Annotated in this window: 15 protein-coding genes and 1 pseudogene; 10 read left to right on the top strand and 6 right to left on the bottom strand. The window is 56.3% G+C overall.

Annotation, left to right across the window (positions count from 1 at the left end):
- The first annotated feature begins 31 nt into the window (after nt 1-31).
- From MV985_RS09175 to MV985_RS09165, 3 genes are read left to right on the top strand one after another with little or no spacing between them, the layout of a single operon-like run.
- Complete coding sequence (locus MV985_RS09175) at nt 32-1,570, top strand: ABC transporter ATP-binding protein (RefSeq protein ID WP_297465564.1); 1,539 nt, start codon at nt 32-34, stop codon at nt 1,568-1,570.
- Nucleotides 1,551-2,597 (top strand): ABC transporter permease, encoded by a 1,047-nt coding sequence (locus tag MV985_RS09170; protein WP_297465562.1) that lies wholly within the window; start codon nt 1,551-1,553, stop codon nt 2,595-2,597. The genes MV985_RS09175 and MV985_RS09170 overlap by 20 nt, the downstream gene beginning before the upstream one ends.
- Nucleotides 2,594-3,487 carry an ABC transporter permease gene (locus MV985_RS09165; RefSeq protein WP_297465560.1) on the top strand — a complete coding sequence of 298 codons (894 nt, stop codon included), beginning with the start codon at nt 2,594-2,596 and terminating at the stop codon, nt 3,485-3,487. The genes MV985_RS09170 and MV985_RS09165 overlap by 4 nt, the downstream gene beginning before the upstream one ends.
- Before the next feature lie 68 nt (nt 3,488-3,555).
- Here MV985_RS09165 and MV985_RS09160 read toward each other — a convergent pair whose 3' ends face one another.
- Nucleotides 3,556-4,551, bottom strand: coding sequence for a zinc ABC transporter substrate-binding protein (locus MV985_RS09160; protein ID WP_297465558.1), 996 nt, complete (start codon nt 4,549-4,551; stop codon nt 3,556-3,558).
- Between the two features lie 90 nt (nt 4,552-4,641).
- Here MV985_RS09160 and MV985_RS09155 point away from each other — a divergent pair, with 90 nt between their 5' ends.
- On the top strand, nt 4,642-6,438 hold the full coding sequence (locus tag MV985_RS09155) for a hypothetical protein (protein ID WP_297465555.1): 1,797 nt from the start codon (nt 4,642-4,644) through the stop codon (nt 6,436-6,438).
- Here the strand turns inward: MV985_RS09155 and MV985_RS09150 are convergent.
- The 3 genes from MV985_RS09150 to cysS form a co-directional block, all read right to left on the bottom strand.
- Complete coding sequence (locus MV985_RS09150) at nt 6,411-6,725, bottom strand: hypothetical protein (protein ID WP_297465553.1); 315 nt, start codon at nt 6,723-6,725, stop codon at nt 6,411-6,413. The two genes, MV985_RS09155 and MV985_RS09150, sit on opposite strands and share 28 nt — an antisense overlap.
- A 9-nt stretch (nt 6,726-6,734) precedes the next feature.
- Nucleotides 6,735-7,382, bottom strand: a complete 648-nt coding sequence (locus tag MV985_RS09145) for a phosphoribosyltransferase (RefSeq protein WP_297465551.1) — start codon at nt 7,380-7,382, stop codon at nt 6,735-6,737.
- Nucleotides 7,383-7,465: 83 nt separating this feature from the next.
- Nucleotides 7,466-8,896 (bottom strand): cysteine--tRNA ligase, encoded by a 1,431-nt coding sequence (cysS, locus tag MV985_RS09140; protein WP_297465625.1) that lies wholly within the window; start codon nt 8,894-8,896, stop codon nt 7,466-7,468.
- A gap of 111 nt (nt 8,897-9,007) precedes the next feature.
- On the opposite strand from cysS, the gene MV985_RS09135 reads away from it, so the two are divergent.
- From MV985_RS09135 to MV985_RS09125, 3 genes are read left to right on the top strand one after another with little or no spacing between them, the layout of a single operon-like run.
- Nucleotides 9,008-10,006: a peptidylprolyl isomerase gene (locus MV985_RS09135; protein ID WP_297465549.1), complete on the top strand. Its 999-nt coding sequence runs from the start codon at nt 9,008-9,010 to the stop codon at nt 10,004-10,006.
- 33 nt (nt 10,007-10,039) lie between these two features.
- Complete coding sequence (gene mrtA / locus MV985_RS09130) at nt 10,040-10,642, top strand: CPBP family archaeomyxosortase MrtA (protein ID WP_297465545.1); 603 nt, start codon at nt 10,040-10,042, stop codon at nt 10,640-10,642.
- Nucleotides 10,643-10,680: 38 nt separating this feature from the next.
- Nucleotides 10,681-11,433: a heparan-alpha-glucosaminide N-acetyltransferase gene (locus tag MV985_RS09125; RefSeq protein ID WP_297465543.1), complete on the top strand. Its 753-nt coding sequence runs from the start codon at nt 10,681-10,683 to the stop codon at nt 11,431-11,433.
- On the opposite strand, the gene MV985_RS09120 is transcribed toward MV985_RS09125, so the two are convergent.
- On the bottom strand, nt 11,393-13,324 hold the full coding sequence (locus tag MV985_RS09120) for an ATP-binding cassette domain-containing protein (protein ID WP_297465541.1): 1,932 nt from the start codon (nt 13,322-13,324) through the stop codon (nt 11,393-11,395). The genes MV985_RS09125 and MV985_RS09120 overlap by 41 nt on opposite strands.
- A gap of 341 nt (nt 13,325-13,665) precedes the next feature.
- Between MV985_RS09120 and MV985_RS09115 the strand changes: the two are divergent.
- From MV985_RS09115 to MV985_RS09105, 3 genes and pseudogenes are all read left to right on the top strand, one after another.
- Nucleotides 13,666-13,930, top strand: a pseudogene (locus MV985_RS09115) (phosphomethylpyrimidine synthase ThiC); the annotation flags it as partial.
- 126 nt (nt 13,931-14,056) lie between these two features.
- Nucleotides 14,057-15,910 (top strand): prolyl oligopeptidase family serine peptidase, encoded by a 1,854-nt coding sequence (locus MV985_RS09110; protein ID WP_297465623.1) that lies wholly within the window; start codon nt 14,057-14,059, stop codon nt 15,908-15,910.
- Between the two features lie 70 nt (nt 15,911-15,980).
- On the top strand, nt 15,981-16,685 hold the full coding sequence (locus tag MV985_RS09105) for an ATPase domain-containing protein (RefSeq protein ID WP_297465538.1): 705 nt from the start codon (nt 15,981-15,983) through the stop codon (nt 16,683-16,685).
- Here the strand turns inward: MV985_RS09105 and MV985_RS09100 are convergent.
- A partial coding sequence (locus MV985_RS09100; RefSeq protein ID WP_297465535.1) for an ATP-dependent helicase occupies nt 16,677-18,981 on the bottom strand: 2,305 nt, incomplete at its 5' end. The two genes, MV985_RS09105 and MV985_RS09100, sit on opposite strands and share 9 nt — an antisense overlap.

The following is an 18,981-nucleotide window of genomic DNA, read 5'->3' as shown; positions in this document are numbered from 1 at the left end:
TTTTTCCCTTTTCTTCTGAGGGGGTGCGATGATGGAGAGAGTGCCTATAGTCGAGATGAAAGGCATCGTGAAGGTGTATCCCGACGGTACGAAGGCCCTGAAGGGCGTTGACCTCGTTGTTTATCAGGGCGAGATCCTGGGTCTCCTCGGTGAGAATGGTGCCGGAAAGACCACGCTCATGAAGATACTCTTCGGAATGCTCCAGCCCACGGCGGGTAAAATCTTTGTGAAGGGGAAGGAGGTTCGTTTTAAGAGCCCCTCCGATGCGATCGCCCACGGTATCGGAATGGTTCACCAGCACTTTACCCTCGTCGAGGTCTTCGATGCCCTCCATAACATAATCCTGGGGATGGAGGGACACGGACTGCTCTCCAAGATAGACGTGGAACGCGCCAGAAGGAAGATAGAGAGACTCATGGAAGAGCTCAACTTTCGAGTTCCCCTCGATGTTCCGGTCGAGGAGCTGCCCGTTGGCGTGCAGCAGAGGGTGGAGATCCTCAAGATGCTCTACCGCGACGTTGAGGTTCTCATCCTGGACGAGCCCACCGCCGTGCTTACTCCGATTGAGGTCAGGGAGCTCTTCAGGGTTCTGAGGCAGCTCAAGGCCCGGGGAAAGACGATAATTTTCATCAGCCACAAGCTCAATGAGGTCATGGAAATAACGGACAGGGTGACGGTCATAAGAAAGGGAAAGGTCGTTGGAACGGTCAGGACGAGTGAGGCGACACCCCAGCTCCTTGCCAGAATGATGGTGGGCAGGGACGTTGTGCTCAGAATAGAAAAGCCGCCCAAGGAACCCGGAAAACCGATACTTCGCGTGGAAAAGCTCAGGGTCATCGGCGACCGTGGTGAGGTGGCCGTGAAGGACCTCTCCTTTGAGGTTCGCGCGGGCGAGATATTCGGAATCGCGGGCGTTGAGGGCAACGGCCAGACCGAGCTTATCGAGGCCATCTCGGGTCTGAGGAAGGTTGAAGGCGGAAAGGTTTACCTCAACGAGAAAGACATCACCGGAAAAGGTCCTAAAGAGCTCTACGACATGGGAATGGCCCACATTCCAGAGGACAGAACCCACATGGGCCTCATCCTGGATATGACGGTGACCGAGAACTCCATCCTTGGCCTCCACTGGCGGCCGAAGTTCCAGCGCTTTAAGGGCGTCATAAACTGGGCCCGGGCGAGGGAACACGCCCAACATCTCATAGAACAGTTCGACATCTCAGCACCCGGAACGGAGGCGCCAGTCAAGTCCCTGAGCGGGGGAAACCAGCAGAAGCTTATCGTCGCAAGGGAAGTCAGCAAGGAGCCCGTATTCATCATAGCGGCACAGCCAACGCGCGGAGTTGACGTTGCCTCCACCGAGTACATAAGGAACTACCTCGTTAAGCTGAGGAACGAGGACAAGGCCGTTCTCCTGGTTTCAGCAGATCTCGACGAGGTCGTCCAGCTGAGCGATAGAATGGGAGTAATGTACGAGGGTGAGTTCATGGGTGTTGTGAAGCCCGAGGAGGTCACGACGGAGGAGATCGGAATGATGATGGGGGGAATAAGGTATGAGGAGATCAGGAAGTAGCCCGCTCATCAACTTCAAACCCTTCGTGGAGAGCCTCATAGCGATCTTGGTTGGCTTCATAATCGGTGCGATAGTACTCATCGCCTTCGGCTACAATCCCCTTGAGGCGTACTACTGGCTCTTCATCGGTGCGCTCGGCTCGACTAGAGGCATAGCCTCGACCCTCAAGTACGCGACTCCAATAATGCTCACAGCCCTGACCTTCGCCATAGGCACGAGGACCGGTATATTCAACATAGGCGCTGAGGGTTCCTTTTATTTTGGCGCGATAGCATCGGTTATATTCACGAACCTCTGGGGCAATATGTGGTTCGGTCTGCTGATGGGCATGCTTCTAGGAGCCCTCTGGGCGCTCCCTGCGGCGATCCTCAAGGTCTATCGCGGCGTTCACGAGGTCATCTCGACAATAATGCTCAACTGGATCGCCTGGTTCTTCGTGCTCTGGCTCATAGTCGGACCCTACGCGAATCCCAACGATCCGAACAAGACCATCAGAATCCCCGAGGCGGCCAGACTCCCGGTGATAGGTTACGGTCTGTCAATAGCAATAATTATAGCGGTTATCGCAGCCATCCTGACGTACTTCCTGCTCTGGCACACGACAATGGGCTTCGGCATGCGCGCCAGCGGTATCAACCAGAAGGCCGCACGCTATGGAGGCATGAACCCGAAGATGGCCATAATGTGGTCGTTCATAATAGGCGGTCTCCTCAGCGGCCTCGGCGGTGCGATGAAAGTGATGGGGGAGGGGCCAACCTACGCTATAAGTCAGGGAGGAGCGAACATCTACGGCTTCGGCTTCGACGGAATCGGCGTCTCCCTCGTTGGCAGAAACCACCCCCTGGGAATAATCCTCTCGGCGCTGTTCTTCGGGATGATGCGTGCGGGAACGGCGCTGATGCAGGTGAACGCCCACGTGCCGCTCGAGATAATCAAGGTCATCCAGGGAATCATCGTCATAACCGTTGCCATCCCCGGTCTCTACGACCTGCTTGTTAGGGCCTTCCGCGGGGGGGTTGCTCAATGAACCCGGGAGACATTATAACGATCCTGATAATGTCCCTTATGGCGATGGTACCAATAGTTCTGACGAGCGTCGGAGCCGCGTGGAGCGAGCGTGCCGGTGTCGTCAGCATCGGTTACGAAGGAGTCCTCCTCATGAGCGCCTTCTTCGGGGCAATATTCGCCGAGCTGGCCAGGAACGCCCTCGTCGGCCTCATTGGGGGAATTATAGTGGGACTCCTTCTGGGAATGCTCCATGGAGTCCTGACGGTCTACCTGAAGGGCGACCACGTAATCCCGGGCATAGGCATAAACCTCCTGGCGATGGGCGTCGTTCCATTCGGCATACTCGCCTACTGGGGAACCGCCGGCCAGCACCAGCTCCCCCACGACGCGATAATGTGGCACTGGAGGACGCCCTACGGTGAGATCAGCCCCATGATCATCGTCACGGTCGTGATCGCCGTCGTTACGTGGTGGGTGCTCTTCAAGACCCCTCTGGGACTTCGCGTGAGGGCCTGTGGGGAGAACCCCGAGGCGGCCGATGCGCTCGGCATAAACGTTGAGAAGTACCGCTTCTGGTCAACCGTCTACGGCCACGCTTTAGCTGGTCTCGGCGGGGCCTATATGAGCGTTGACTGGCTCGGACTGGTCCACAAGACGATGTCCGGCGGAAGGGGTTTCATAGCCCTGGCCAACATGGTCTTCAGCGGATGGAACCCCCTGATTTCGCTCATCGGCGGCTGGCTCTTCGGCTTCTTCGAGGCGCTGGCGACGTGGCTGGCTCCAAAGCACATCATTCCTGGGCAGTTTATCCTGATGCTGCCCTACATCATGACCCTCATCATCGTCGCCGGAATCATCGGCAAGGCCAGGCCGCCGAAGTGGGATGGAAAGCCCTACAAGAGGGAGTGAGCATCTACTCCCTTTTTATGTTTTGGCCTGCGTGAAGGCCCAGGAGATCAAAAAACTGGAGAAAACGCTCACTTCTTGAGTATCACTCCCAGTGCCGTTCCCAGAACCACTCCGACGACCAGGGAAACGAGGACGTAGTCCGTGAAGTCTTCCTGTCCCGTGGGAACTCCGGTGGATCCCTTTCCCCCGAGTGCCCTCACTATTGAGGCGCTGTTTTCGATGAGAACCTCCGTGTACGGTCTGTCGCTCCAGAAGACTGTTATTTCCGCCAGCGGTTTACCGCTCTTCAATGCCAGCTCTCTGGCAGCTTCCTTCAGTTGCTCAGGGCTGTCCAGGGCGTAGACGATCAGATCAACGTTCCTCGCAACGGGAACGAGATCGTCAATCCCCTTCGCCGGAACCTCCTCTTCGGGCTTTATCGAGGCGACCACCCTTACTCCAAGCCACTCCACCGCGTACTGATCGGGAGGCATCTGGATCACCGCCGTCGCGTTTTCCCCGACCAGTGCCAGATAGGAGTGCATTATTGTCCTTACCCTTTCCTCGAATATCCGGTATTCCTGCCCGTAGACCTTCGCGCTGGCGGGATCACTCCTCTGGAGGGCCCTTCCGGTCGCACTGGCTATCGCAAGGGCGTTGTTCGGGTCAAGCCAGACGCCGTGGGGGTTGTCCTTCTCATGGTACCAGTGCTCCTTCAGGTAGCGGAAGCCCTCGCGTTTGTAGTCTTCGAGGAAGAGAACCTCACCCTCTATGGTGCCTTCCCCCTTCAGCTCCGCTATCTTTCTCTCAAGGGGTAGGTGACCGCCGGTGGTGACTATCACATCGGCCCTGCGAAGGAGCTCTATCTGGCTGGAAGTCAGCTGGTACTCGTGGGGATCCGCGCCCGGAGGGATTATGTAAACTACATCCACCCGATCTCCGAAGGCGTCACTTATTATCCCCGCGAGGGGCGCTATGGTGGTCACCACCAGGGGCTTTTCTTGGGATGCTGAGGAGGGGGGAATGAACGTACCCGCCAGTGTGAGTGAGATCAGAAAGATAACCACGATCCAGTTCGTCTTCATTTTCGGTCACCCGAATACCCTTCGCCGGTTCGCTTTAAAAGCTGTCGGAAGCTTTAAATACCTCCCCAGGAGATACCACCGGGTATCGTCATGAGACGGCTGTGTGCCCTGGTAATTCTCGCATTCATCATTGGAGCCGTCGCATCACCCGTGACGGGATATGACGTGACAGATAGGGTGAGCGTTGAGATAAGCCCAAACTCGGAGCTGCTGAGCGTCGTCTACTACCTCGCCTTCGGGAGGACGGACCCCTTCGTGATAGACAGGGGTGCTTACGTCAATGAGGTGGATTCGTACTTTGCACCCCACAGGAACCACCGGGCCGTTCTCATGCTCAGGGAACACCTTGAGAACTCCTCCTCCATCTCCGAGAGGGACCTCAAACTGTTCTACCTCGAGTACTACCTCCTCCTCTGCACGGAACCGCCGGAGCTCCAGCCGTGGGGCAATATCGGGGATCAATGGACCCTCAACTTCCTCGATGCCCTGAGGGACTTCGCCAGGAAAAGCGATTTCATGGCGTTCTACCTGGATCATTGGAATTACTACCGTGAAGACCTGGGCATATACACGACGGCGCTCTCGCTGCTGCCACCCGACGACTTCATGGGGCGCTACACCGACGTCTCCACCGTCCGCTTCGAGTTCCTGCACCCGTTCCTGGTGGCAATACACGGCCACAGCTTCAACCCGGTCATGAATGGCGTCCAGATCTACGGGGCCGGTGGAATGGTACCCCTTGTGAGACGCGACCCCCAGCGAACGGCCTGGAGTTACAGGACAGCGAGGGACACGATGTTCGGGCTGCCCCTGAACCGGGACTGCGTGAACAACACGGGACTGGACGAGCTCATCTACTTGGGCTTCGTCTACCACGAGCTGGGCCACGACCTGACCCTTCCGGGCATCTACTCCAGCTACGGCGACCTCTACGCGCTGGCCTACCTTGAGGATACCATAGAGGGGGATATGCCATACCTCGCGCGCTACGACATCCACTTCTGGGACAGGGTGGGGATGATATACGAGGGATTCGCCGACGGCTGGCAGGACTTCGCTCTTTCCAGCGTTGACCCCGATTACGTGACCCTCGCCATCTGGATGCAGAGGGGCTGGGGCGAGTTCTGGATAGACGAGATCCTTGGGCTCTACGGAAAATACTCGCAGATGAGCGTTCGGAACTCCGTCCCGCTGGGGACGTACGTGGACGAGATGCTCGTGGATCTGAGGTCAATGATCCCCCCTTCGGATGCGGGGAGGCTCTACGACGAGCGCGTACCGGTGACGTCACTGAGGGCCCTCGATAGGGGCGCCGTTGAGGGGAGGGTGGTGATAGTGTACGGAACCCGTAATCCCGATCCCGCCGGAACGGAGCGGGACAGGGAGACCGCCGAGGCCATCGCGGAGAACCTCCGAAAGTTCTACTCCCAGTGGGACGGAACCGTGAATGTCTCGATCAAACCCGATGTGAACATCACTCCAGAAGACCTCAGGTTAAACGTTGTACTTGTGGGAGGACCCTACTCCAACTCGCTCGTTGATGATCTGGATGAGAACTTTCCGCTGCGCTTCGTTCCTTCTGGGGGAAACCACTGGGTCCTGGAGAAGAACCCCGGATGGGATATCTACTCCTACGTGCTGACCCTCAACGCTGATGATCCTGTCATCACAGGAGAACTCGGCAGCGTTACCGGGGAGGCGGTGATAATGGCCATCCGGAACCCCCAAAACCCCGAGAACTACATCGTCTTGGTGGCCGGGGAAAGCAGAAACCTGACGGCACTCTTCCAGAATCCGACTTACTACCTGAGCAGCTACGAAATATGGAGCGAAGAAGGTATAGAAATCGGCTTCTACGTTCAGCCGCTCTCATCTTCAGGCGGTTGATTTCCTTCCCTTCCATCGCCGCTCTTTATGTGAGGCTTGCCAATGGCTATAGTGAAACCCTTGAAGGAGTCGTCCTTTCTGTTGAACTCTATCGCCAGTGGAAGGCCGTTGTCCTCGTTGAAGACTATCCTCACTATCCTCGCGCGGGAGTGCTCGCTCAGGTAGTCCTCTTTGAGGCCCTCGTAGTTCTCCAGGACCTCGTTGATGCTCTCGCTGTGCATCTCGTATATCTCGTTCGCGTAGACGCTGTGGTTTCTGATTTCCCTGACTTTCTTCTCCCTGTCCATTCGAACACCTCAGGCCCTGCGCCAGGCTCCCTCGCGGAACTTAAAAATCTTCCTGCGCTCGGCCATGCGAAGCGCTTCCTCAAGCTTGCCCTTCGGGACTTCGAGGCCGTGAAGCTCCCTGAACAGCTCGATTATCTCGTCCGTCGTTAGGCTCTCGCGCTCCTCGAGGAGGTTGTTCACGAGGTTTATCATGTCCTCGACGAAGTTCCAGGGAAAGACGATCCAGGCCCAGTCTATCTCTTCCCCGTAGTAGTCCGGCCTGAAGCGCGAGCCCCTTATCGTCAGGAGCGTCGCGGTTCTGATCTCCGCCGGCTTCTGGCTTTCAACGTAGTTCTTCGCGAGGGTCAGGCTCTCGCCGGTGTCGCTGATGTCATCAACTATGAGAACCCTCTTGCCGCTCAGGTCGTAGTTGCTGCCGTACTTGAGCTTCGCCTTTCCATCGGGTGTAGCTGTAACACCCCAGTGTTCAACCTTGAGACTGACGAGATCTTTAACGCCGAGGTAGTCGCAGTAGAGCCTCGCGGGAACCCAGCCTCCCCTGGCGAGGCCGACGATAACATCGGGCTTCCAGCCTTCCTCCAGAATCTTCCAGGCACCTTCCCCTGCCCACCTTTCAACGTCCTCCCAAGAAGCGAGTCTTGCCGGAAACTTCTTCATTGGATTTCCCTTATCTAGTGGAGCGGGGGGTTGTATTTAAGGATTTTGCCCCGACTGAAATCCGGCAAAGGGGAAAGAATCAATCAAACCCTTACCCTCTTCCAAAGGGTTCCCTGCGGCGTGTCCTCGAGCTGAATCCCGAGTTTTCTCAGCTCGTCCCTGATCCTGTCGGCCAGGGCAAAGTTTCTCTCCTTCCGGAGCTGGGCGCGGACATCAATGAGGAGTTTTATTAACTCTTCCTCCTCGCCGGCTTTCTGCTCCCTGAAGTAGTCCTCGAAGAGGCCGAAGACATCGCTGACAGTCTTGAAAAATTCCCGGGCCTTCCGCAGGATGCTCTCCTTCGGCGTCTCCACCTGGGTTAAATAGCGGTTTACGGCGTTTGAGACCTCGAAGACCGCCTTGAGGGCCTCGGGGGTATTGAAATCATCATCCATTGCCTCGTAGAACTTTTTTCTCCCCTCCCTTATGGCCTCGTAGGCCTCGAACTCCGGCTCTTCCCAGCGGAAGGAGATCTCCGCCCTCTCCATCGCCACGCGGATGTTCTCGAGGGTGTTATACAGGCGCTCCAGGTTGTTCTTCGCGTGCTCCATGCCCTCCTCCGTGTAGTCGAGCGGTGATCTGTAGTGCCTCTGGAGCACGAATAGCCTTATCACCTCGGGGTCGTAGCGCTTTAACGCTTCGCGTATGGTTATGAAGTTGCCGAGGCTCTTGCTCATCTTTTCTCCATTCACCATGAGGAAGCCCGTGTGCATCCAGTAGCGGACCCATTCGTGGCCTGTGCACGCTTCCGTCTGCGCTATCTCGTTCTCGTGGTGCGGGAAGATGAGGTCGTTCCCACCGCCGTGGATGTCGAAGCTCTCACCGAGGTATTTGGTGCTCATCGTGGAGCACTCTATGTGCCAGCCGGGTCTTCCATCTCCCCATGGAGAAGACCACTTCGGCTCTCCAGGTTTGGCCTTCTTCCAGAGGGCGAAGTCCTCGGGGTTCTTCTTTCCTTCACCGGGCTCAACGCGCGCTCCCTTAACGAGGTCCTCCACCTTTATCCCGCTGAGCTTGCCATAATCCCTGAACTTGCGAACCTCGAAGTAAACCCCATCGCTCCCCTCGTAGGCGTAGCCCTTCTCTTGGAGTTTCCTCACGAAGTCGATGATGTCCTCGATGTGCTCGGTGACGCGGGGGTATATATCAGCCGGCTTGACCTTTAAAGCCGCCATGTCCTCGAGGAAGTACCGGAGGAACTTCTCTGCCAGCTCCTTCGGGTCTTCGCCGGTCTCGTTCGCCCTTTTAATGATTTTATCGTCTATGTCGGTGAAGTTCATCACCATGAGCACGGTGTAACCGCGGTGCTCGAAGTAGCGTCTGACCACGTCGAAGGCTATGTAGGTTCTCGCGTGGCCTATGTGAGTGTAATCGTAAACCGTTGGCCCGCAGACGTACATCCTGACCTCGCCCTCTCTGAGCGGCCTGAACTCCTCCTTTCGTCTTGTGAGGGTGTTGTATATCCTTATGGCCATCTTCACCACCGGGGGGACTTCGCCCGGGCCTCTTATTAGGTTATCGCCGCCGGCAAAAGCTTAAAAAGGGGCCCTCCAATTCCGGTCAGAGCACTTTGGGAGGTTACCGTCATGGCGATCAAGAGGGGAGACGTGATCAGGCTTCACTACACGGGGAGGATTAAAGAGACCGGCGAGGTCTTTGATACAACCTACGAGGAGGTTGCCAAGGAGGCGGGTATCTACAACGAGAACGGAATATACGGTCCGGTTCCAATAGCCGTTGGGGCCGGTCACGTTCTTAAGGGCCTCGATGAACAGCTTGAGGGCCTTGAAGTGGGAAAGAAGTACGAGATAGTCGTCCCGCCCGAGAAGGGCTTTGGCAGGCGCGACCCCAAGCTCATAAAGACCTTCACCCTTGGCCAGTTCAGGAGGAGCGGTATAGCCCCGTTCCCGGGCATGCCGGTCGAGATAGAGACCGAGGGCGGCAGGAAGCTGAAGGGAAGGGTTCTCACCGTCAGCGGTGGCCGCGTTAGGGTCGACTTCAACCACCCCTACGCCGGCAAGCACCTCGTCTACGAGGTCGAAGTCGTCGAGAAAATTGAAGACCCGATCGAAAAGATCAAGGCCCTGATAGAGCTCCGCCTGCCGATGGTTGACAGGGAAAAGGTTATCATCGAGGTCGGCGAGAAGGACGTTACCGTTGACTTCACACCCGTTCTGGAAGAGGTTGACAGGAACACCCTCGTCCTTGGCGAGATACTCCTGGAGAGCGACCTCAGGTTCCTCGGTTACGAGGAGATAACCTTCAAGCCGAGCGTTGAGGAACTGCTCAAGCCACCGGAGGAAAAGGAGTCGGGAGAAGTCGTGGAGCTTGAGGAAACAGTCGGCGAGCCCCTCGTCGAGAAGGTGGAAGAGGCCGGAGAAAAGGAAGAGGCAACTGCCGAGGAGACCGGGGGAAAGCCTGCCGAGGAGGGGAAGAAGGAACCCGCTGAGGAAACCGGGGAAGAGAACAGGGCGGCCGAGGAAAAGTCCAAGAAGGGCAGCACCAAGGGTAGAAAGGCTAGGAGAACAACCGCCAGGAAGACCTCCAGCAAGAAGAAGACCCGGGCATCCGGGAAGAGGGAGTGAAAGGCTTTTATTTCTCCTCCCCTATCTTTCCTTATGGAGCTAAGGCGAAATCCCTACGTTCTCTACTTCATTTTGCTCCCCCTGATCCCCGCCGTCAGATACAGCGATGGCGGGATATTCCGCTGGGCGTTCTACAACCTCCTTTTCTACGTAGCGATTCCGCTGTTGGCCGGGAGGGTCATGGGCTTCGGCATGGAGGAACTCGGTTTTCGGCGGGGGAAGTGGCCAGGGTACAGGTGGGCGTTCGTCCTGTTCGTGGCCACTGTACCGCTCAGTCTCTACGGCACGACGGTGTCCGAGATGAGGAACTACTATCCAATATTCGAGTACTCCGGATGGGGAGACTTTTTCGTCAAGGAGCTCGCGGTCGGGGTCATCATGTTCGCCCACGAGGCCTTCTTCCGGGGAGCACTCCTCTTTCCACTGGCGAAAAGGAACGGGTGGCTGGCCATCCTTGCGCAGGACGTTCCCTATGCTTTTGCCCACATAGGCAAGCCCGGCATCGAGGTGCCCTACTCCTTCGTGGCAGGGATAATCTTCGCCAGGATTGATCTGGAGAGCGAGAGCTTTCTTCCAAGCTTCCTCCTCCACTGGCTAGGGTCGGTTCTCTTCGATGTCCTCTGCGTAACCCTTTGACCGAAAGCTCTATTAGGGGATTAGAACGGCTCCTGAATATGTTCGGCTCCGAGGTTTACCTCCACGGCCGCTACTGGGAGGTTGACTTCCTGCGAGGTATCGGAATAATAATGATGGTCGTCTCGAACTTCGTGACGGATCTGTGGCTCTTCCTCGGCTACAACGAACACCTCCTCTTCTGGCGCCTCTTCGCCATAGCCACGGCGTCAGTATTCATATTCATCTCGGGCCTCTCCATGTGGATAAGCTACTCGAGAACGGTCGGGAAAAACCCCTGTCCCTGCCGGAAGTACTTCAAACGCTCCCTCAAGCTCCTTGGCCTCGGAACACTGATAACCCTGTTCACTTCCCTTCTTCCGGGAAACATGACGATCCACTTTGGTATACTCCACTTCCTCGGCGTTGCGACGCTTCTCGCGATACCGTTCCACCACCTGGGAAAGTTCAACATCCTCCCGGCGCTTTTCTTTTTTCTCGGCTATCTTCCGGCGAGGAGCTTCCACGATGGGCTGTTTCTCCTGCCCCTGGGGATAACCCCCACCCATTACTTCTCGCCCGACTACTTTCCCGTGTTCCCCTGGTTTGGCGTTTACCTCCTTGGAATGACCACCGGAACCCTCTTCTACCCGGATGGAAGAAGGAAATACGAAATAGGTCCCCCTTCAAGCGTTCCCGTCCGCCTGGTTGCCTTCGCGGGCAGGAACACGCTTCTCATCTACCTCCTCCACCAACCGGTGTTCGTGGGTCTGCTCAGGCTCCTTTACGGTCCCCTTCCGGGTCTTTCCTTCTAGGTTCCATTCTGGCCGTTCCGTAGCCGACGAAGAGCAACCCGTCGGGATCAAGGGCCCTGACGACCTCCGGCCTGTGGGTGATTATTAACGCGGTTATCCCGGCCTCACGGATTATCTCGGCAACCTTCTTCGCCACGCGCATGGCAGTCAGCGTGTCGAGGTGGGCTGCAAACTCGTCTATCAGGAGCAAATTGGGTTTCTCTGCCAGGAGGGAAGCTATCTTCGCCCTCTCCTTCTGGCCGGTGCTCAACTCGGAGAACCTCGCCCTGTAGAGGACGGCGTCGCTAAGACCCGCCCTGTTGAGAACTTCAACCGCGGCGTTCAGATCCTTTATCTTCCTGTAAACATGCTCGAGGATGCTCTCCGAACCGAAAGTGGGTTCGAACTCCCCGGGGATCATGACGGAAACCCGGGCATTGTCCGGCACCTCTATCTCGCCACCGGTCGGTCTGAAGCGTTCCTCCCACCAGCCATTGGCAGCGCCGAGAACCAGTCTCAGCAGGGTTGTTTTTCCAGCTCCACTTGCCCCAACGACCGCTATCAGTTCGCCGGGCTTTATCTCAAAGTTGAGGTTCCTCAGGACGGGCCTCTGGATGACGCGGTGCCTGACGCCGAAGGCCTTCAAAAGTTCCTGTATCTCCTTCGGCAGACCTTTGATGTCAAGCTCGCTCTCAAAGACCTTTGAGACGTTCCTGAAAACTATCGGGCCCTTCAGCGGCTCGACCCTGCCATAGCTCGGGCGCCAGAGCCTCCCATCTTTGGGTGCGTACGGGTCTTCCTTCAGGAAGCGCTCTATGTACTCCCTAGCTTCATCTGTGAGCGGGTAGAAGAGGACGGGCCTTCCGCTGGCAGTTTCCCAGAGGAACTTGAAGCCAACCTTCTCGAAGAAGGGGTTGTAGCGTGCCATCTGGGCTATAGTTTCAACTATGTGCTTCCCCTTCCTCATCTCTGGGATCCTTCTCTCGGCTATCCACTCGAGGGCACTCCTGACGCTCAGCTGCCCAAGACCATCGGAGCGATAATCGGGATGGACGACAACTCTAGCTATTCTTGCGGCGGCAGTGTTGGTCTCAGCTAAGGCCTTCCACTTGGCTTTTTCCCAGAGGTAGGAGCGGGCTATTCTTTTCCTTCCGTACTTCTTCTTCAGCTCCTCGTAGAGTTCCCTCATTATCCTCTCGGGCCAGAAGGAGGGATGGAACCACTCCCTGGGAAAGACCTTTTCGCGGATGTTCTTCTCTATCTCACCGTTCGGCAGGCGGCGATGCATGAGAGGTATGGGCGGATCAACGCGGACGTAACTTAGGATCCTCGGCTCGTACTCCTCCCTTTCAACCAGCTCGAAGATCATGAAGCGGGATGCGGGTGTTGAACCCTTGATCTCCATGATATGGACGTCCTCGCTTCCGCAGATCGGACAGGCCTGCCTGGTGTTGGCCTCGAAGATGTGGCCCTTTTCGCAGCGCCATAAAGCCACCTTCTCCTTCTGACTCGCGTAGTGGTACTGCTCGAGCTCGGCTATTGCCTCGAAGTCGGACTCGTATTTTGCCTCCCTCGCCCTTATCCTGTAGGTGTAGAGGAGCTCGCCCGTCAGGGGGGAGTATCGCTTTGCCTCCACGGTTTTCTCAAAGAGGGGCCAGACGGCTATTCTATCCCCTTCGTAGAACTTCCAGAGCCGGTAGTCATCAAAATCGAGAACCCGGTACCCATCCTCCTCCCGCGGTTCGTGGAGTATCTCGATCTCGACCTCGTCACCGCTCAGAAACCACTGGGCAGCGTTGCCCGTCATGTAGAGGCGGTACTTTTCACCTTCGGCCTCCACCTCCAGAATCCCGAACCAGCGGTATTTAAAGCGCGGTATTTCGTTACCGGTAACCCTTCCCCTCACGATCATGAAATCACCAGGGGAAATAACGTGCGCCGGTTTAATAAACCCTTTCTTCAAATGTATGGGGGTGCTGATCGAGGCACGTCCAAGGTTTGTGATGCGAGTGAATGTCCGAAGAACGCGGCCGCGAGGCTATCTTGGATGAAGCGGTCAGGAGTCCCCGGATATTTCACGAGCTCTTTCACCCGGCGCCGAAGCCGAAAACAGTGGAAGGGTGTCTACCCTGTGACCCAAAGTGGTAGGTATCGGTGAGGCTTCCTCACTCTCTATATTGCCTCCAGTATCCCACTACCAATGTACAAACCACATGGTTCCCCTCATTGGCCCACCGGTTCTACTTGGCCATGATTAGGCGAGCCATAATGCACGCCGTTAACGTGCCAGTAGGGACGATTCCAGTCTATCAGGACGCCGAGGAGATGCTTGCTAAGGGAAAGGTAATCATCGAGATGAGCGAGGAGAAAGTATGGAGGGCAGTTGGGAAACGCTTTAGAGATGCTTAACCACACGACGATTCACGTTGGAGTAACCAGGGAAGTCGTTGAGAAGATGAAAAGGACAAAGAGAGTCGTTGGCATGGTCTCGCGCGGGGACGTCGCCTCGGAGGTCCTTAAGCTCCCCCTCGAGTAGGGGTTCTCGCTATCGGGATCGCCGAAAATAAGGTGGGCGGGAGTTATCACTATGACATTTTCATAACTTTTTTATTGTCAACTACTCAACGCTAAGACGGTGATTTTCATGGAGGACCCGTACGTCTGGATGGAGAACCTCAGTGATGAGCGCGTTCTCAGGCTTGTCGAGGAGGAAAACGAACGCTTTAGGAAATTCGTTGGAGAACTTAGCGACGAGCTCTTTCCGGAGGTGTGGGAGTACTACTCGATGCCCGTCATCTACGGCGCGAGGCTCACCGAAAAAGGCACCATCGCGATGTACAGGGAAAGGGATAGACAGGTTGTAAGGTGGCTCGGTGGGGAAACAATAGTGGACTCAAAGGAGCTCGAGGCTGAACTCAACGACGAGGTTCTCCTCCAGGGTTTTACCGCGGATGAATCCGGAAAGTTGCTCGCCTACAGCTTCTCCATAGGCGGTGCCGACGAGGGGATAACGAGAATCGTAAACCTCGAAACCGGCGAAATCCTGGAGGAGTTCAGGCCCTCGATAAGGAACGTCGTCTTTACCGATAACGGCTACTACTTCTCGCGCTTTTACCGGCACGGCGAGACTCCTGACGGGACCAAAGCTCCGGCCGTGAGGCTCTTCTTCAGGGACGAGAACGGAGAGAGGATGGTCTTTGGAGAGGGCCTTGGCTCCGGCCACTTTCTCTACCTGAGGGAGAGCACTGATGGGAAAACTGCGATGCTCACCGTCACCTTCGGCTGGAACAGGGCAGAGATCTACATCGGGCCAATAGACTCGCCAGACCTCTGGAGGAAGGTTTACTCCGCCGAGGTTCCGGCTGAACCTATCGATGTCGTCAACGGCAGACTCTACGTTCTGACGAGGGAAGGCAGGGGCCTTGGAAAGGTGATTGCCATCGATGGTGAAAAAACGATTGAGGTGATTCCCGAAGGGAATTTTCCCCTGGAGTGGGCGGTAATCGTTGGCAATAAAATCCTCGCCGGCAGGCTCGTTCACGCCAGCCACAGAATTGAAATTTATTCGCTCGATGGAGAGAAGCTCGACGAGATAGCCTTCGACCTGCCCGGAAGCGTCTATCCGCTCGACAGCGATGGGAAGAGAGCCCTCCTCAGGTATGAAAGCTTCACCATTCCGTATCGCCTCTACGAGTTCGACGGGAAGCTCAAGCTCGTCGAAAGGCAGGAAGTTGAAGGTAATTTCAGAGTCGAGGAGGACTTCGCGGTCTCAAAGGACGGAACGAAAATCCACTACTTCCACGTAAAGGGGAGTGAAGACAATAAGAAGGTCTGGGTCTTCGGCTACGGCGGCTTCAACATCTCGCTGACACCCCGCTTCTTCCCGCAGGTTATTCCTTTCATCAAGCGCGGCGGAACCTTTGCGATGGCCAACCTGCGCGGTGGCAGTGAGTACGGCGAGGAGTGGCACAGGGCTGGAATGCGGGAGAACAAACAGAACGTCTTCGACGACTTTATCGCGGTCCTTGAAAAACTGAAGGGTGAGGGCTACAGGGTTGCTGCATGGGGAAGGAGCAACGGCGGGCTTCTCGTTTCGGCAACGCTCACCCAGAGGCCCGACGTCATGGATTCCGCTCTGATAGGCTACCCCGTCATCGACATGCTCCGCTTCCACAAGCTCTACATCGGGAGCGTCTGGGTTCCCGAATACGGCAACCCCGACGACCCCAAGGAGGGGGAGTTCCTGTTGAAGTACAGTCCATACCACAACATCGACCCCAACAAGGAGTATCCGCCAACGCTCATCTACACCGGTTTACACGACGACCGCGTTCACCCGGCTCATGCCCTCAAGTTCTTCATGAAGCTGAAGGAAATCGGCGCCCCCGTTTATCTTAGAGTCGAGACCAAGAGCGGCCACATGGGCGCCTCACCGGAAACGAGGGCCCGGGAGCTGACCGACTTACTGGCCTTCGTTGTTAAAACCCTTGAGGGATAGTGTTCTCTTCCAACCTCTTTACCCGCGAAAGGTTCTTATATCGGAGTATCCAAGTGGGAGGGGGGATGAGATGGCCGTCGAGAGGATCTCCACGGGAATTCCCGGTCTTGATGCCATGCTTCACGGGGGGCTCATACCGGGCAGGGTTTACCTTGTTAAGGGTGCCCCTGGAACGGGAAAGACGACCCTGGCGGTTCATTTTGCCATGGCGGGCGTTGGCAGGGGTGAGAACATCCTCTACGTGACCCTTGAAGAGCCCGCCGAGAACCTGAAGGTTGACATGGGTAAGCTCGGTTTTAACCTTAACGACCCCAGGTTCTCGCTCATAGACGCGACCCCGACGGCGGAACGCTACGTCCTGATAAGGGACTTCTTCGAGGAATTCGCCGGGAACATCGAGAGGATGACGGAATCAATAAAGCGCCAGTTCCAGGAAAAGCGCTACACTCGGGTGGTCATAGACCCGATAACGATGCTCAAATTAACGGCCACGGAAGAGATTGACTACCGCAGGGCCTTTCTGGGCTTTATGAAGAGCATGATGCGGCTCAAGACCACCGTCCTTCTAACGTCCGAGCTCGAGAAGACGGACATAGAGGAGTACCTCGTGAGCGGGGTGATAGAGCTTAAGACATTCAACGCCGGCGGCAGGCTGACCCGCGCCCTGAGGATAACAAAGCTCCGCGGTAGCGGTTTTGACAACGCGATTAGATCCTATGAGATCACCGACAGGGGGATAGTGGTTCACAACGATCGGATGATATCACTACCCTGAGGCCCCTATCATCGCCATTATCTTCCTGTGAAGCTGTTTTATCAGCTCGCGCCTGTCCTCCATGAGAACCACGTCACTCGAGCCTATTGCCTCGAGGTTGAAGGCGAAGGGACTCGGAACCTCGTTCCTCTCGAAGACCACCCTGATTTTGCCCTCCCTGACCCAGCTCAGGAAAAGCTCCGCCTTTTCAACGTCCATCTTGTCCTCCATTATCTCGCGGTAGACCTCCCTGAGGAGCGGAAAATCTGGATGGTTCTCCTTCAGGACTTTGAGTAGCGCGACCGCCATCACCTGCTGTCTTCCGAGGCGCTTCTTTCTTCCAACGTAGCGCCGGAGTATGAGCAGTCCGCGGTTGGCCACGTGGCGGAAGCGCCTCTTCAAAAGCTCGGTGTTGTCCAAGGCCCTCTTGAGAACCTCCCGGGGGTCTTCAATCGTGAACAGCTCCCGTATTTCATCCTCCGAGAGCCTTGCCTCCTTTGGAACCCTTAGGAGGAAGCCGTTATCGTTTATCGCTATCCCGACGTTGCAGCCCTTCCACCTGCTTATCGCGTAGGCGAAGGCCCTGCTCAGGGCGTCGTTCGCGCGCCTCCCGATGAGCGTGTGGAAGAAGTACTCCCACGTCTTCTCCTTCTCGACCTCCTCAACCAGGACCGTCTCATCGTCCGGAACGGTTGAATACTTCGCCTGTTCGCGGAAGTAGGCTACAATTGCCCTCGCCGCCTTCTCGTCTATGCCATACTTCCGCATGAGTCTCTTCACGGCGTCCCTTCTCCCGAGGAGGCCTTTAACCTCCCTCCTGAAGCGCTGGATGTCGAGGGCTAGGTCAAAGCTCAGCGGGAGCATCTCCGAGAACCAGGCCGGAATGGTGGGCTTCGCCCCCTCTCGCGGGATAACATAGAGCTTGTTGCCCCTGCTCTTGACGAACTCGTAGGTTCTTCCAGCTAAAACGAAGATGTCCCCGGGCATCAGCCTCTCGGCGAACTCCTCCTCAACCGTTCCAATCATCTGCTTGTCCATCGTGTAAACCCTGATTTTGGCCTCATCTGGGATCGTTCCGGTGTTCATGTAGTATATCGCCCTCGTCATCTTGCCGCGCCTTCCGAAGCGGCCGTCTTCGAGCCATATCTTGGCGTAGACCTTCCTTTCCTCAAGCCCCTCGTACTCGCCAGCTAAATACTTCAAAACGCTCATGAAGTCCTCGAAGGGTAAATCTCTGTAGGGGTAGGCTCTCCTAACGACGCGGTAGGCTTCATCAACTTCCCACACCTTGTTGAGCGCCATGCCGAGAAGGTGTTGAACTAAGACGTCGAGCGGGTTCTTCGGGATTTTGACCCTGTCAAGCCTCCTGTTCCGGGCGTTGTGCGCTAAAACCGTAACCTCGACGAGGTCGTCCCTGTCAAGGGCAAGGATTATTCCTTTGCTCACCTCGTGGAGCCTGTGGCCGGCCCTACCGATTCTCTGCAACGCACGGTTGACGCTCTTCGGCGAACCGATAAGGACGACCAGATCTATTGTACCAATGTCAATCCCTAACTCAAGGCTTGTCGAAGTGACAACCGCTTTAAGCTCGCCCCTCTTCAGCTTCTCCTCGACGTCAAGGCGAACCTCTCTGGAAAGGCTGGAGTGGTGGGCCTCGATTAAACCTTCAAACTCTGGATAGCGCTTCTTCAGGTTGAAAGCGACTCTCTCGGCCCCGCTTCTTGTGTTGGTGAAAATGAGCGTCGTTCTGTTCGCCCGTATAAGCTCCGCCAAGCGGGAGTATAGGGCGTCACTCAGAACGTTCGCCGGGGTGTATATGAGGTCTTCAACGACGCTCTCGACTTCTATCTTTGTCTCCTTCGCGAAGCTGACGTCAACGATGAGGCCCGGCCTCGGTTTCCCTTCATCGTCGAAGCCAAAGACGAACTTGGCGACCTCTTCCAGGGGGTGGATAGTAGCGCTCAGGCCTATCCTCACGAACTTTTCCTCGGCCATCTCCGCCAGCCTTTCGACGCTCAGAGCTAAGTGGGAGCCGCGCTTGTTTTCCGCCAATGCGTGAACCTCGTCTATTATGAGGTACTTCACCGTCTTCAGTCTCTCACGGAACTTGGGGGCGTTCAGGGCTATGGCGAGACTCTCCGGAGTGGTGATGAGTATATGAGGCGGTTTCTTCACCATTTTGCTCTTCTGGTAGCTCGAGGTGTCGCTCGTCCTTATGCCGACCCGTATCTCAGGAAGCTCGTAGCCGAGCTCCTTTGCCACTTCTTTAATCTCCGCTAAAGGCCCCTCCAGGTTCCGCTTTATGTCGTTGTTGAGT

This window comes from Thermococcus sp. (assembly GCF_027012695.1).
Lineage (GTDB): Archaea > Methanobacteriota_B > Thermococci > Thermococcales > Thermococcaceae > Thermococcus.
Note: the sequence above shows the minus strand (reverse complement) of the source record. Positions and strands in the feature narration are given on the sequence as shown.

What these genes read in the sequence shown, in the direction of transcription:
- MV985_RS09135 (WP_297465549.1), top strand. Translation starts at nt 9,008, where the DNA reads ATGGCGATCAAGAGGGGAGACGTGATCAGGCTTCACTACACGGGGAGG.
- MV985_RS09120 (WP_297465541.1), bottom strand. Translation starts at nt 13,324, where the DNA reads ATGATCGTGAGGGGAAGGGTTACCGGTAACGAAATACCGCGCTTTAAA.
- MV985_RS09150 (WP_297465553.1), bottom strand. Translation starts at nt 6,725, where the DNA reads ATGGACAGGGAGAAGAAAGTCAGGGAAATCAGAAACCACAGCGTCTAC.
- MV985_RS09110 (WP_297465623.1), top strand. Translation starts at nt 14,057, where the DNA reads ATGGAGGACCCGTACGTCTGGATGGAGAACCTCAGTGATGAGCGCGTT.
- cysS (WP_297465625.1), bottom strand. Translation starts at nt 8,896, where the DNA reads ATGGCCATAAGGATATACAACACCCTCACAAGACGAAAGGAGGAGTTC.
- MV985_RS09160 (WP_297465558.1), bottom strand. Translation starts at nt 4,551, where the DNA reads ATGAAGACGAACTGGATCGTGGTTATCTTTCTGATCTCACTCACACTG.
- MV985_RS09145 (WP_297465551.1), bottom strand. Translation starts at nt 7,382, where the DNA reads ATGAAGAAGTTTCCGGCAAGACTCGCTTCTTGGGAGGACGTTGAAAGG.
- MV985_RS09125 (WP_297465543.1), top strand. Translation starts at nt 10,681, where the DNA reads ATGTTCGGCTCCGAGGTTTACCTCCACGGCCGCTACTGGGAGGTTGAC.
- MV985_RS09170 (WP_297465562.1), top strand. Translation starts at nt 1,551, where the DNA reads ATGAGGAGATCAGGAAGTAGCCCGCTCATCAACTTCAAACCCTTCGTG.
- MV985_RS09175 (WP_297465564.1), top strand. Translation starts at nt 32, where the DNA reads ATGGAGAGAGTGCCTATAGTCGAGATGAAAGGCATCGTGAAGGTGTAT.
- mrtA (WP_297465545.1), top strand. Translation starts at nt 10,040, where the DNA reads ATGGAGCTAAGGCGAAATCCCTACGTTCTCTACTTCATTTTGCTCCCC.
- MV985_RS09165 (WP_297465560.1), top strand. Translation starts at nt 2,594, where the DNA reads ATGAACCCGGGAGACATTATAACGATCCTGATAATGTCCCTTATGGCG.
- MV985_RS09105 (WP_297465538.1), top strand. Translation starts at nt 15,981, where the DNA reads ATGGCCGTCGAGAGGATCTCCACGGGAATTCCCGGTCTTGATGCCATG.
- MV985_RS09155 (WP_297465555.1), top strand. Translation starts at nt 4,642, where the DNA reads ATGAGACGGCTGTGTGCCCTGGTAATTCTCGCATTCATCATTGGAGCC.